At 59.9% G+C, this 14,195-nt stretch carries 10 protein-coding genes; 6 read left to right on the forward strand and 4 right to left on the reverse strand.

Annotation, left to right across the window (positions count from 1 at the left end):
- Nucleotides 1-208: 208 nt before the first annotated feature.
- Together FJ398_18620 and FJ398_18625 are read right to left on the reverse strand one after the other, a co-directional pair.
- The gene (locus FJ398_18620) at nucleotides 209-1,477 is read right to left on the reverse strand and encodes a cation:proton antiporter (protein ID MBM3839941.1); all 1,269 of its coding nucleotides are present in this window, start codon (nucleotides 1,475-1,477) and stop codon (nucleotides 209-211) included.
- Nucleotides 1,478-1,625: 148 nt separating this feature from the next.
- Nucleotides 1,626-3,920, reverse strand: coding sequence for a hypothetical protein (locus tag FJ398_18625; protein ID MBM3839942.1), 2,295 nt, complete (start codon nucleotides 3,918-3,920; stop codon nucleotides 1,626-1,628).
- Nucleotides 3,921-4,561: 641 nt separating this feature from the next.
- Between FJ398_18625 and FJ398_18630 the strand changes: the two genes are divergently transcribed.
- The 5 genes from FJ398_18630 (at nucleotide 4,562) to FJ398_18650 (ending at nucleotide 11,653) form a co-directional block, all read left to right on the forward strand.
- Complete coding sequence (locus FJ398_18630) at nucleotides 4,562-6,529, forward strand: glycosyl hydrolase family protein (GenBank protein ID MBM3839943.1); 1,968 nt, start codon at nucleotides 4,562-4,564, stop codon at nucleotides 6,527-6,529.
- 277 nt (nucleotides 6,530-6,806) lie between these two features.
- Nucleotides 6,807-8,051, forward strand: coding sequence for a mandelate racemase/muconate lactonizing enzyme family protein (locus FJ398_18635; protein MBM3839944.1), 1,245 nt, complete (start codon nucleotides 6,807-6,809; stop codon nucleotides 8,049-8,051).
- Between the two features lie 164 nt (nucleotides 8,052-8,215).
- On the forward strand, nucleotides 8,216-9,079 hold the full coding sequence (locus FJ398_18640) for a hypothetical protein (protein MBM3839945.1): 864 nt from the start codon (nucleotides 8,216-8,218) through the stop codon (nucleotides 9,077-9,079).
- A 24-nt stretch (nucleotides 9,080-9,103) separates the two neighbouring features.
- Complete coding sequence (locus FJ398_18645) at nucleotides 9,104-10,408, forward strand: mandelate racemase/muconate lactonizing enzyme family protein (protein MBM3839946.1); 1,305 nt, start codon at nucleotides 9,104-9,106, stop codon at nucleotides 10,406-10,408.
- 51 nt (nucleotides 10,409-10,459) lie between these two features.
- Complete coding sequence (locus FJ398_18650) at nucleotides 10,460-11,653, forward strand: Gfo/Idh/MocA family oxidoreductase (GenBank protein ID MBM3839947.1); 1,194 nt, start codon at nucleotides 10,460-10,462, stop codon at nucleotides 11,651-11,653.
- Between the two features lie 109 nt (nucleotides 11,654-11,762).
- On the opposite strand, the gene FJ398_18655 is transcribed toward FJ398_18650, so the two are convergent.
- Nucleotides 11,763-12,203 (reverse strand): hypothetical protein, encoded by a 441-nt coding sequence (locus FJ398_18655; protein MBM3839948.1) that lies wholly within the window; start codon nucleotides 12,201-12,203, stop codon nucleotides 11,763-11,765.
- Between the two features lie 50 nt (nucleotides 12,204-12,253).
- Here FJ398_18655 and FJ398_18660 point away from each other — a divergent pair, with 50 nt between their 5' ends.
- Complete coding sequence (locus tag FJ398_18660) at nucleotides 12,254-12,859, forward strand: hypothetical protein (protein ID MBM3839949.1); 606 nt, start codon at nucleotides 12,254-12,256, stop codon at nucleotides 12,857-12,859.
- Between the two features lie 253 nt (nucleotides 12,860-13,112).
- On the opposite strand, the gene FJ398_18665 is transcribed toward FJ398_18660, so the two are convergent.
- Nucleotides 13,113-14,057 carry a mandelate racemase/muconate lactonizing enzyme family protein gene (locus FJ398_18665; protein ID MBM3839950.1) on the reverse strand — a complete coding sequence of 315 codons (945 nt, stop codon included), beginning with the start codon at nucleotides 14,055-14,057 and terminating at the stop codon, nucleotides 13,113-13,115.
- Nucleotides 14,058-14,195: the final 138 nt, after the last annotated feature.

Genomic DNA, 14,195 nt, shown 5'->3' on the forward strand with positions numbered 1-14,195 from the left:
CGAGGGAGCATAGCCGGCAAGGTTCTGTGACCGAGGCGCAACGAAGCCACAGGCCAAATTCGGCGCAACCCGAAGGGCGGCAGGTCTTTTGCAGCCAGACTTCGTGGCTCGCTCCTTACAGACCCATAACGGGTATGCTCGTCGCTCGCGCCTCGTCTGGCCGCAAAATCCCTTGCCGCGAACGTCATCGTATTTATGTCCATGACCACTAAGAATCCACAGGCGCCGTCCCCAACTGCCCCGTCTTGCGCGCGTGCCGTCCGTAAACCCATTCGAAAACCGGCGACGCCATCAGCGTGGTCACAATCGCCATGAGCACCATGATGGAGAACAAACCCGGTTCGATGACGCCCTTTTGCAGGCCGATGTTGATAATGATCAATTCCATCAGGCCGCGCGCGTTCATGAGTGTGCCCACGGCCAGCGCCGTGCGGTTGTCTTCGCCGTTCAGGCGCGCGGCAGCCCAGCACGCGCCTCCTTTGCCCAGGCACGCTGCCGCGAGCACCGCCAGAGCGATCAGCAGCATGGAGGGGTTGTTCACCATGTCCAGCCGGGTGTTGAGTCCGGAAAACGTGAAGAACATCGGCAGCAAAAATACCACGGCGAAAGGCGCAAGTTGGAACTGGAGCTCGCGCGCCAAAAGACCCCGGGGCATGGCGACGCCGAGAATGAATCCCCCAAAGACCGCGTGGATGCCGATGGCGTCGGTGAACCAGGCCGCGGCCGCAAATAACATCAGCACCACCGCCAGCAGCGTCGGGCTGACCTTGCCGGAGCGTTCGGCGGCAGTCCCCAGTCGAATCAGAAGCTTCCGCCCAATCGTCAGCACAACCACTCCGTAAGCAACTCCGCCCGCAATCGCTTTCACGGCGACGGCAGCGCCGGCTCCGAAACTGGCGAGCACAATGGCGAGCACGCACCACGCCGCGGCATCATCGATGGCGCCGGCCGCCAGCGCCAGTGTGCCAAGCGATGTACCCGTCAACCCGCGTTCGTAAATGATGCGGGCGAGCATCGGGAACGCGGTGATGGACATGGCCGCGCCGAGGAAGAGCACCGCTTCGTAGGTCTTCGCCTTGGCTGAGAAAAGGCCCGGAACCTTGATCAACCACAGCGCGAGAACCGCTCCCAGCACAAAGGGCGCGAGCATTCCGGACACCGAAACCGCCGCCGCGCTGTGAATCCGGCTGCGGAAGAGATCCGTTTTGAATTCCACGCCCACCAGAAACATGTAGAGCCCGACGCCCAATTGCGCGCCGACGTAAAGCACCTCGAGCGATTCCTTGGGAAAAAGTTGTTGCTGGAGTTCCGGGAACAGCAAACCCAGGAGCGACGGTCCCAGGAGAACGCCGGCGATCATTTCGCCGACGACCTGCGGCTGGCCAAATTTTCGGGCGATGACGCCGACCAGTCGGCAGACGCCGAGGATGACGAACATCTGGAGGAAGAACGCGACGGAGAGTTGAGGGCCGCTCATGATACGTATGCGTATTAATGGGCCTCCCCGCAGGCTGTCAAAGCCTTTCTACGAAATAATTGTCCTCCCTGGAGCAATTTTCGCCAGGCCTCGAGTGCGATTTCCTCGGTCCGGTAGCCCTGCGCCGCTTTTCAAGCTTCCACCGGTGTCACCAGAGCGACCGCCAGTAAGCCTGGTCGATTGCGTAAACGTTGATGGGGTCCCGGGTTGACTCGAAGGATAGGGGGAGAATTCCGTAGCGCGTCATCTCCCGAATGTATTGCGCGTTTGGCTTGAAATCGGGCGTCGCGAAGCGTGGCTCCACGTCGAGATCCTTCTTTCCCTTCTCAATCGCGGATAACAGCGACTGATAGTCCGGATCGTTCGTGTCGCGAAAGACGTCCCCGCAACTGCCGTAGCCACCGGCCGACTTGGCCAGCGGCCCTAAAAGCAATGGCGACCAACGCGGCCGCGTGAAGTTCAGCAGGATGTCCGTGCTGAACCGGGCGATGGGATCGTTTTCCAGAATGATTCGCTCATAGACTGCGGCGGGGCGTTGCAGCCCGCCCTTGCTCTTGCGTCGCGTTTCGTAGTTGAACGGAAAAGCAGGAGCCGCGTTCGGGGAATCTTGCGCCTGATGGCATGAGTAACAGCGGCGGCTGAGGACGCCGGCTTGCTTCTGGAACACTCGCCGGACGCCCGCGCCGGCGTGGGCTTGAGTCCGTTCGTTCCGCAGTGCCGCGTAAGTGCCGGCGTAAGGCGCTCCACTCTCAATCCATAGCCACAGCGTGCGCCATTCGTTCCACGTGGTCTTCACTTCATAGTGGTTGCCAGCGACCTTCTTCAGGAGTGCGCTGGAGGCGCTTCCCAGGGAGCGTGGCGGCTGATTGCCCAGCTTGTTGCGGCCATCCGCGACTTGCCGATGCGCAAACAAGCTGAAGAAGCTGTGCGACCAGGTTGGGCCCAGATCGCCAGCGAGGATTACGCGGCCCTCGCGCTTTTCGTGGGTGTGGCAACGCACGCAATGCCGGTCGAGGATCGGTTGGATGTCGCGCGGAAAGTCCATGACGTCTGGAAAGCCTGTGAACGGCTCGATCCGGCTGGGCGCGCGACGGACGGCCTGGCTCTGGGAACCACCACGATTCTCCGGTGTTTTCGCGCGGTGTTCGTGGCAGCCCACGCAGCCGATAACCTCTCCAGGCATCACGTCCGTGAAACTCTGCATGCGTTTGACGGAAAGATCCTTTTCGTCCAGCGCCACGAAAAAGAGCTGCCGGTTGGCGGGGACTTCGAAGTACGCTGAGCCGTCGGCTTCCACAGGCACTGTGCCCAGCACTCGTTCCAGCGTGAAGGTGCCCAGCCACGAAACGAGGTCCGGCCTGCCGCTGAAGTTCACCTGCTTGGGCAATGATTCCAGCACGAGCAGCTTCTTGATGTCACCGCGTTTGACTCCCTCGAGATTGCGTCCGTTATAGACATCGCTCAGCACCATCCGGCCCGTGGTTTCGGCGGGATTCGTCCGGGGCGGGATGACTCTTTCCCGCGGCCGGGGCATGATCGGACGCGGTTCATGCACCAGGCCTTCGCCGGTGTGTCGGTAAATCGGTTCCACTTTGCCACGGCCGTCGAGAAGAACGATCTCGTTGTCTCGCGCCGCCAGGACACAATTCTCCGCCACTGGATACGGGTCTTTGATGAGTTTGCCCTGGTGAAGTCGTCGCGGAACGGACGCATCATCCGGGCCTTTGACCGAGGAGACAATCGTCGCAATTCCCGCGTGCTCATTGACACCGTGGCCTGGCGAAAACGAGGCGAGTACTTGGTCTGTGCCGGGAATCGGCTTGGCGTCGATCATCACGATGTGAGGCTGCTGGTTGCCGTAATAGACGGCGGCCCCGGTGCCGTCCGGGTTCATGGTCCAAAGGTGATGGAACTCCACCTGGCTGCGGTCCACATATTCCCAGCGCGTGTAAAGGATGCGTCCGTCCGGCAACATCCAGGGTGTGTTGTCGTGCTCGGTGTTGGCGGAAATTAACCGGATGTTGCCGCCGTCTGCGTCGCCGCGATAGATCACGCCCACCTGGGTCATCCAGCAGTTGACCCAGCGTTTGCAGCGGGTCGAGACGAACGCAATGCCGCCATCCGGCAAGTAGGCCGGTTCGTAATCATCGAACTCTCCCGACGTGATTTGTTTCAAGCCCTGGCCATCCGTCTGAATCTCGTAGAGGTGGTAAAACTCCGTGCCCGCTTTGCGGTAGGCGAACAGGATCTTCTGCCCGTCGTAATGCACTTGCGGATCGCGGATCGAACCGCCCTCGGCGTCGAGCAAGACGGTCGCCCTACCGGTGCGCGGGTTCCATTTGTAAAGCCGGCCAACGTCAGGCTGGCCATTGCCGGTGTAGGCCTTCTTGGTTTCGTCGTCGCAGTAGTAGCCGATGTTGGCGTAACCAATGCGGGTCATCATACTTCAGGCGCGTGCAGAAAATGATTTCCTGAATGTCCTTCATTGGCCCGGTGAGCGCCTGCTGCAAAAGTGCCGAGCGAGCGGGTGAGGGGGCTTCGGCTTGGAGTGGTATGTTCAAGCCCAACGCGAACGTCATGAGCGGCAGCCAGGGTGGAAAGTTCATGGAACTCAAATCTTAGCCAGCCTCGCCCCGGAAAAACTTGATACGGATCAATCCTGAGAACCGGCATTCACCACCACACCGCGGCAAAGCCGTAATCAAAGTCATTACAGCTTTGCAGCGTTACAAGACTAAAGGCTCAGAGCCTGTCTGAGGATGTAGGGCAGACATCTTGTCTGCCGGTTCACGGGGCATCCTTGCCCCGTCGTCCGGGCGGCAGGATGCCGCCCGAACCGGCAGGCTGGAAGCCTGCCCTACATTTTCAGACAGGCTCTCAGCGTCGGACGCGGAAGAAAGCACTCGTAGCTGTCGATTGAACCTTGTAGCCGGTGGAGGCGCCGGCCACCGCAGCCCAAGGTCCGGTGACACTGCTGGCCGACTCCAACGTCCCGCCACCATCCCAACTAATGGTGATTTCTGCCCCGCTTCTGGCTACCGCAAGCTTGGGAAGGGTCGTGACGGTCGGGGCGGCGAGGGTGAGATGGCCATAGGTAAACTCACTGTGGGCGCGGCCACTCCAACCGGGTTGGGCCTTGCGTCCAGACCCATCATCGTCACACCGATCTTGCACATTGCGGGATTGCAGTACCTGAGAGGCATCCGGCTTTTGCCGAGCCAGTCGGAGGAGAACTGGTCCCAAGTCAAAGCGTCGGTGCCAAAGAAGGTCAAACCCATGGTCGCACTCAAAAACCGGGTGGAACTCGTGACGACGGCCGGGGTGGACGTGTTGGGGGACAGAACGGCTTTGCCGGCGTCTTTGGACGCGATGAATGACCTGGCGCCGCTGGCCCGCGTCCTGGGCTTCACGTCCATTGAAAGCTATGTGACCTGGAAGCGGTTGGAGCCTCGGCGCGAGGGAGACTTCGACTTCAGTTTCTACGACGCGATCGTCCAAAAGCTCGCGGAGTGCGAGCTGAAATGGTTTCCGCTCCTCATCGTTGGTTCTGGCTACGCATTGCCGGATTGGTTCCTCGGCAGCAAAGAATACGCGGGGTTCGTCTGCCTGGAACATGGTCTCTCGAACTCGATTCAGACGATCTGGAGTCCCTACCAACGACGCCATGTGACGCGGTTCCTGCAAGCCTTTGGCCAACATTACGAATCGATGGGCGTGCTGGAGGGGGTGCGACTGGGGCCGAGCGGCAATTACGGCGAATCGCAATATCCGGCCAGCGGCGGCTGGGCTGCCAGAGGCGAGAAGATGCACATCCACATCGGCTGGTGGGCCGGGGACGAGTACGGGCAAGCCGATTTCCGGCGTTGGCTCCAAGAGAAGTACAAATCAGTGGACATGCTCAACAAGGCGTGGGGTGCCGCGATTCGCAGCTTCGACGAAATCAAACTCGTTCTGCCGAACACGATCCTTTCCAAACGGCAGCGGCTGGATTTCACCGGTTGGTACACCGACTCCATGACCGATTGGTGCGATTGGTGGGCCCGCGAAGCGCGCCGCGCCATGCCGAGGACGCCGATTTACCAATCCGCCGGCGGTTGGGGCTTCCGCGAGGCGGGGACTGACTACAGCGCCCAGACGAAGTCCATGGTGGAAGTGGATGGCGGTGTGCGGCTCACGAATGAGACAGACAGTTACGAGCAGAATTTCTACGCCACGCACCTGGCAGCGACGGCCGCTCGTCTTTACCGCGTGAAGCTGGGGTATGAACCGGCCAGCTCACACACGGCGCGCGGTGTCGTGGCCCGGATTTTCCATACGACTTCCACCCAAGGCGATCACCTGTTCACTTACCACAACAATGTGTTTGATCACCAACTCAGCATCGCCAAATGGCTGCGGTATTTACCGATGCTGGACACAGCGCAAGAGCCAATCATTGAGGTGGCAGTTTACTATCCTGAGACCGAGAACCAGTTAAGTGATGCGGCGTTTCGCCACATCTACGCGTGGGGTTTCAATTCGGTCGCCCGAGAAATCCGGCGCGTCGTGGATGTCGATTATCTGGATGATCGACTTATTCGCGAAGGCTTTCTGGACCGATACAAAGTGTTGGTATTCGCCTGGGGCCGATACATCGAGTCGGATGTCCAGCGCCGGATCGACGCCTGGCTGCGCCAAGGGGGTACGATTATTTATCCGCCATACCCTCGGGGCGCCCAGCAGACGATCGAGGACGATTCAAACGTCTTTCAACGCTGGAGCCAGGGTGACGCCGGTCGCGGCGCTTTCCACCGTTTCACCGGCGATGTGGATCCGCCGAGTCGCTACGGCGAATTTGTGAAAACCATCCTTCTTACGACCGCTTCTCTTCATCCTTGGGTCCGCGAAGTGATTGCTGTTCCGCGCCCCGAACACGTCTTTTTCACGGTCCAGGCGGACGGACACGTCCTGGCGCTGAACTACAGTTACTGGCCCGCGCGGGTCGCGTTCGGTTCCGGCGAGGATGACACCATCGAGTCCTACGGCATCGCGCGGCTTCGGATTCGAAGGTGATCCGACTGGCTCGTTGGAAATGGCGGACGTTGACGTTGGTCAAGGGAAGACCAAGCCAGCTTGGTAAAAGGTGGCACCAGTGCAACCGAATTGAAGATGTGCGATCCCAGAGAGAGGTTTCTTGGAAACATGAGATGCGAGCCAATGCACCTCTTCTCCCCAGCCCTCTCCTCCCTTGGGAAGAGAGGGAGAAGACTTCGTTGACCGACAGTTTTAATCGCACCCGATCTTCGACAGCCTGCTTTACGTCTGGGGAATAAGCTTCTATAAGTTGAATATGACCACTACCAGCCGCAGATCGTTCTGTTCAACCGCCGTTGCGGCCCTGGGCCTCAGCGGGCTTTCCGCCGCCGTTCAAAGCGCCACTTCTCCGTACCGCCGCCCCAAGCTGAAGATCACCGACGTGCGCACGGCCATGGTGCGCGCGCACGGCGCTCAACTCCACGTCCGGATTTACACGGACGATGGCTTGATCGGCCAGGGCGAGGCCACGGACGCGGCGGTGGGCGGGCCGGCTTTGGTCGCCTCGTTTCGCCGCTTTTTGATTGGCCAGGACCCGCTCAATGTCGATGCGCTTTTCGAGCGGATTCGCACCTCGGGCATCTTCGCCGGCGCGCAGGCGGGTCAGTACGTGGCAGCGCTCTCCGGGATCGAAATCGCGTTGTGGGATTTGGCGGGCAAAGCGCTTGGCCTGCCGGTTTATCAGTTGCTCGGTGGGAAAATGCGGGATCGCATTCGCATCTATTGCGACACCCAGACGCCGCGACTGAACGATCCGCGATCCAAGGAAAAACTCCAGCAGGTCGAAGCGCTCGGCTTCACCGCGGCCAAGATCGATATCGACGACGCCATGGACCCGATGCGCTGGGATCGCGTGAACTGGACCGCCAGCAATGCCGAGATCGATCACATGGTGCAAAAGGTCGCATTCACTCGCGATACGCTGAACAAGCGGATCGATCTCGCGGTGGACATGCATGGCCGATACGATCTGTCGACCGGCAAGCGCGTGGCCCACGAACTGGAGCCGTTCCGGTTGCTGTTCCTCGAAGAGCCTGTGCCTCCAGAAAATGTCGATGCCATGCGCGACGTCCGCGAATCGACGAAGACACCCATTTGCTGCGGCGAGAATCTTTTCCTTCGGCATGGTTTCCGGGAAGTGCTCGAAAAGCGGGCGGCGGACATCATCATGCCGGACATTCAGAAGTGCGGCGGATTGCTGGAGTCGCGCAAGATTGCGGACATGGCGCACACTTACTACGTGCCCGTCGCGCCGCACTGTGTCGTGTCGCCGATCGGAACGATGGCTTCGTGCCATGTTTGCGCGGCGATTCCGAACTTCCTGGCTCTGGAATGGCACTGGGTCGAGCGGCTCGCGCTGTGGAAAGACTTTGTCCAAGAGGGCGAAATCATCGAGCGCGGTTTCGTCACCCTGCCTGATCGTCCAGGGATTGGCGTGGAGATGAATGAGGAAGCGGCGCGGAAGTTTCGGATCGAAGGAACGGGGTGGTTCGAGAATTAAGAGCCTGTCTGAAAAATGGGTGGAACGGGCTACCAGCCCGTTTTTGGCGGTAATCTGCCGCCAAAAGGCCCGGCGGGCTGGTAGCCCGCCGCAACAGGCCGGTAGCCTGTTCCCCCCAGAAGGAAGTTTTCAGACAGGCCCTCAGCTAAGCTAAGAAGAGACTTATGAAAACGATTACATTCGCGATCCTGCTGACGGTTCTGAACGTTACTGCTTGGGCACAGGTGGATCCGGACCCGAAGCTCCGCGCTAACCGCACGACGTACCATCCCGCGATGGAAGTTCTCAAACCGCAGCGCACGCCGGTCACTGACGAGCAACTCGAACAGCTCAAGAAATTTCCGCTCGAAGCGGTTTGGGGCGTGTTGCAGCAACTAGGCTACGTCAATTGCCATTACAGCGGTCTGAAGTCCACGCAACCGCAAGCACGCGTGGCCGGTCGCGCGCTGACCATCCGTTACCTGCCGCGCCGTCCCGATCTCGACCAGGCCATGGAGACGCTGGCCAAGGAAGGCGATTGGCCCCGGGCCTATAACGTCCGCGCCGCTGAGGAAGCCAAGCCAGGCGACGTGCTCGTGGTCGATTTGGGCGGCGGTATTCCGGACGGCATCTTCTTCGGGGACATCTCTGCGCTCGGAGCGAAAATGGCGGGCGCGAAAGGCGCCATCCTTTACGGATCAACCCGCGATCTCAGCGAATTGCGCGCCCTGGAGGGATTCCCCGTGTGGGCCATTGGATTTGATCCCAGGCCCGCGACGCAAATCGGCGTGGACTGGAATGTGCCGATTCGCGTCGGCACGGTGACTGTTCTGCCGGGCGATGTTGTGCTGGCGGACGAGGAAGCCGTGCTGTTCTTTCCGCCTCAACTGGCGAAGCAGGTGATCGAGCGCACCACTGAATTCGTGGCGCGCGAGGATTACGAACGCGAGATGGCACGCCTGAAGAAATATCGCTTCCGCGACGTGTATCCGCTCAACCCGGAGCTCAGGAAGAAGTTCGAAGAGGAATACAAGAATCGGAAGAAATAGGTGCCCCCTCTCCCTGAATTTGGCATGAGGTCACGCTTGTCTCGCAGATCATTTCTCGCCGCTTCGGCGGCGCTCGGCGCGCTCCGCACTGCAGGAGAATCCGTGCTTGGAACCCGGATCCATCCGCTTGAAAGGATCGCTCGCGAAAGAATCAAGATCACCGACGTCAAGGTGACCTTGCTGTCCTACGAACTGCCGAAAGACAAGGTTTGGAAGACGGCTACGTTCATTGTCTGGAAGACCGACGCCATTTTGGTGGAGGTCTTCACCGACCAGGGAATCGTGGGGATTGGCGAGCCGAGCCCTTATGGTGGTCCGGAGGTCATCAAGCAGTTCATTGAGGAGCACGTGCGGCCGCGGCTGATCGGCAAAAACCCGTTCGACGTGGAGCGGCTGACTCCCGCGTGGGGAGACTCCGCGTTTCGGTATCAAGTGGCCTGGGCCGGGGTCGATGCGGCGCTCTGGGACATCATCGGCAAAGCCAAGGGGATTCCCGTGTACCGGTTGCTCGCGACAGACGCCGCGCCCGCCCCGCGCATTCGGATGTACGCCAGCGGCGGCGTCGAGTATGCCTGGTATCAGCGGCCTGAGGATTTGATCGACGAAGCCGTGCGGCACAAGGAGAACGGCTACACCGCCTTCAAGTTCCGCATCGGAACGGAATGGAAGAACAGCCAGATGACGATAGCGAAGTACATCCCGTACCTCGAGAAGATGCGCAAGGCTGTCGGGCCGGACTTCGACCTGATCCAGGAAGTCAACATGCGCTGGACGCTGGAGCAGTGCCTGGAAGTCTGCCCGGTCCTCGAGGAACTGAAATTCCTGTGGCTTGAAGAGCCAATCAACCGCCGCGGCGATGGGGCGATCGACGGATACATCAAGATCAACCAGGCGCTCCCGACCGTGGCCGTATCCGGGGGCGAAACCATGATGTCGCGTTTCGATTTCAAACAGTGGATCGACCGGGACGCGTACGACATCGTCCAGCCGGACGTGAACACCACCGGATTGACCGAGGCGTGGCAGATCGCTCGCCTGGCGCACGTCCAGGGCAAGCGATGCTGCCCGCACAATTGGCACGGCGGGTTGACCACGATGGCCAATGCCGCGCTGGTGGCGGCGATTCCGAATCGGCTGATGCTGGAACTGAATCAGACCGTCAATCCCTTCAAGGAAGAGGTCTTCAAGGAACCGTTGGTCGTGAAGAATGGATACCTGAACGTTCCGAACAAGCCTGGCTTCGGCGTCGTCCTGGCGGAGGACCTGGCCAAGAAATTTCCGTTCATCCCAGGCCCGTACAACCGGCCGAACCCGGATTTGCCTGTGTGACATTGACCATCGCGACCTCCAGGCGTAGAAGGCGACAAACATTTCAAGATTATGCTCAATTCCACGACTCGACGTTCGTTCCTCCAGATGATTGGTTTTGGCTCAGTGGCGCTCGGCTTGGAAATGCCCGCCCAAGCTCAGCGGAAGCCAATTCAAGGTTTCGAGAAGACGCCCACGGATCCAAACGCATCCAAGGATTGGAAGCCGATTTCAGACCGGCGCATCCGCGTTGGCATTGTCGGCTACGGCGTTTGCCAATTTGGCGCGGCGTTCAGCTTTCAGGATCATCCAAATGTCGAGGTGGTCGCGGTCAGCGATTTGCTTCCCGAACGGTGCGCGGGATTGGCGAAGGCGTGTCGTTGCCGGAAAATCTATCCCTCGCTCGAAGAATTGGTGAAGGACGACCGGATCGAAGCGGTGTTTGTCGCGACGGACGCGCCGAGCCACGCCCGGCATTGCCGGGAGGTGCTCAAACACGGCAAACACGTGGCCTGCGCCGTGCCGGCGGTCTTTGGTTCGCTGGAGGAGGCCGAGCAACTGTTCGAGGCGGTCCAGAAGAGCGGTTTGAAATACATGATGTTCGAGACCTCCTGTTTCCATGCGGACCTCTACGCCATGCGGACGATCTATAACGCCGGAGGCCTGGGCAAACTGGTCTATTCCGAGGGCGAATACTACCATTATATGGAAGAGCCGATTCCGTCGTTCAAAGAATGGCGCGTCGGCTTGCCGCCGCAATGGTATCCCACGCACTCGAACGCTTATTGCCTGGGCGTCAACGGAGGCAGTTTCACCGAAGTTTCCTGCGCCGGAATGCCGAGTCTGCTCAAACATCTCCAACCGACGAACAATCGTTACCGGAATCCATTCGGCACTGAAATCGCGCTGTTCCGGACGAGCGAAGGCGGGACGGCGCGCATGGCGGTGAGTTGGGACACGCCCGGCGATGGCGGCGAACGTGGCCGAATTCGCGGCCAACGCGGCTCCTTTTACGGAAAATACGAGGGCCTGGAAAGGAAGCTGCCGAATACCAAACGCCCGCCGCTGCCGCCGAACGTCGAAGCGGGTGGCCACGGCGGCTCGCACGGTTACCTGATGAACGAGTTCGTGACCGCGATCCTTGAGAATCGCAAGCCGCTCGTGGATATTGCGCTCGCCCTGAACATGACGGTCTCCGGCATCGTGGCCCACCAATCAGCGCTCAAGGACGGCGAGTTGACGAAGATTCCCCAGTTCAGGATTTAGCTCGGATTTAGCCTGCTGACCTACATCAACTCGACCAAGTCGTTCCTTTGGGACCCGGAGTTTAAGCCGCAGTTTCGTCCCAGCCACCTGGCCAAGCTCGACGCCGGATTCAAAGCTGGCGTGAAGGCCTTAATCTCGATCGGGCGACGGATTTGAAACGGTTCTTCCGCAAGCGACGGCGGAAACGTAGGGCAGGCATCTTGCCTGCCTCAGAACAGGCTGCCGAATCCCCTAAAGGAGGCAGGCTGGAAGCCCGCCCTACTCTGACGTGAACATCCTCATTTCCAGCGATCCCCCAAAACATCTCCGCATCACCCAGACCATGCTGGAGGATCTCCTCTGGGACCCGATCATGGCCGCCTGGGTGTTTTTCAAAATCAAGCTCGATGCCTTCCAGGCCGTGCGGCTGCGCATTTACTGGCTCACGCCCGACGTCGAGGATCACAGCGGCTTTACCAGCGGCAAAACTATCGTCGATTGGGTCTGGTGCAATCTCTCCGCTGTCCTCCTTTACGATTGTCACATCGGCGCCATCTTCCAGACCTTTCAAATCGGCAAGGACAACTTCATCAGCATCACCCGGTCTGGTGCAACAAAGTCGTGCGGTCCGCGACGGCAGAGCTGGGCAATCATCCTGGATTCCGGGTGCATCGCGAATACGAACGGGAGGTCAAGCGCGGCAACCCGGACTATTGGACCTTCGGCTTTTCCTACAAGAACTACTCCAACCTGCGCTGTCACACGGGCAAAACGTTCAAGGAACAATACCGCGATGAAAAGCGGCTGCGCACGTTGAAGCTGTCGAACACGCCGGAGAAATTCCGCGCTGAGGGCCTCGGCCTGTGGCAAAAGCAATCCAAGGGCTGGTACACGTCGGAGATGATCGAGGCCTGCCAGGCGTTGGGGCAGCAACGGAAATTGGAGCCGATCCTGAGCCGGGCGAATGATCCCCTCGGAAAAGACCCGGAAGTGTGGTACTTCCTGGGCGTGGACCCGGCTCCGAGCCAGGGGCAACGCAGCGACGAAGGCGCGATCATGGTTCTGCGCGCCCGGCCCGCCGTGGAGAACCCCGGCGATTTCGAGGGCGACTGGACCACGGACTTCGTCTATGCCCGGAAGATCAAGGGCCTGGATGCGGAAGCCTGGAGCGGGGTGCTGCATCAAGACTTTGGCTTTTCGATGATTGTCCTGGACTTAGTGCTGTGACGCGGAATTATCGTCACATCCGCGGCAAGGAATTTTTCGCGCTGACGAGGCGCGAGCGACGAGCATACCCGCAGCGGTCTGTAAGGAGCGAGCAACGAAGTCAGCGCGAAAAACGCCTGCCGCCCTTCGGGTTGTGCCGCATTTGGCCTGGGGCTTCGTTGCTCCTCAGTCACAGAGCGCTGGCGGCTATGCTCCATCGTCGCGCCTCGCCCCAGACCAAATGCGGCGCAACGGATGTAACGACAATTCCGCGTCACAGCACCAGGCGGCGGTCAATGGATCGCGCCGGAATTGCGGATGAGCAAACAATTAGTTCGCGGCGTCCAGGTTGAAACCACGCCCATTGTCTCCCGCAGTTCAAGCACGATCGAAGGCCACTTGATCCTCTGTTTGTTCTCGTGGACGCGGCAAACTTGGCGAGCGCGCCGACGTCATCCATTCGGATCGGGTCCTCGAACCACGCCGGTTTGAACGGCTCCAACGCCTCGGCGATTTTGATCGCAGTCGGGAGATCCCAGAACGAATGCAGTTCCACCATGATCTCGATTTGATCGCCGGCGGCCGCGCGAATTTTTTCAAACGGCTTCAGCGCCGTGCTCAGATCGCGAGCCGAAATGGAATGCCCGCCCGATTTGTCGGCAAAGGGATCGAACGGCCAGATCTTCATCCCGCGGATGCCTTCGGCCAGGAGGCTCTGAGCCAGTTCATCGGCCCGGTGCGTGAAGGCGTCAAGGTCTTCATAAGTGGATCGCGTCTTGCCAGTCGCCTTCTTGGCGCGCGCGGGGTTCTTTTCGAGATACCGATCGAGGTTTTTCCGAACGTAATGGGAGTCCGCGCAGGTATTGTAAATCGGGACCCGGTCGCGCACGGCCCCGCCGAGCAATTGATGAATCGGCTGCCGGCACACCTGGCCCAGGATGTCCCAGAGCGCGATGTCGATCGCCGAGCGAGCGCGCATTTCCACGCCCGTGCCGCTGAAACCGACAAAGCCATGAAGCCCGCGCCAATGCTGCTCGATCCGCAGCGGGTTCTTGCCGAGCAAATACGGCGCGGCCATGGAGTGAATCCAACTCGCAACGGCCTCGGCGGTGAAAAATGTTTCTCCGAGACCGACGACCCCATCGTCCGTATGGACGCGGACAAAAACCAGATTGGGGAACTCATCAAGCAGAATACTTTCAACTTCGGTAATTTTCATAGCGCCCCACGCTTAGTGGTCCGTTTCGTAAATACGCTCACGTTCGTTGCGCCCAATTTGGCCTGGGGCAAGGCGCGACGAGCGAGCATCCCCCGCCAGTGGGGCTGTGACCGAGGAGCAACGCAGCCCCAGGCAAAA

It is taken from the genome of Verrucomicrobiota bacterium (assembly GCA_016871535.1).
Taxonomy (GTDB): domain Bacteria; phylum Verrucomicrobiota; class Verrucomicrobiia; order Limisphaerales; family SIBE01; genus VHCZ01.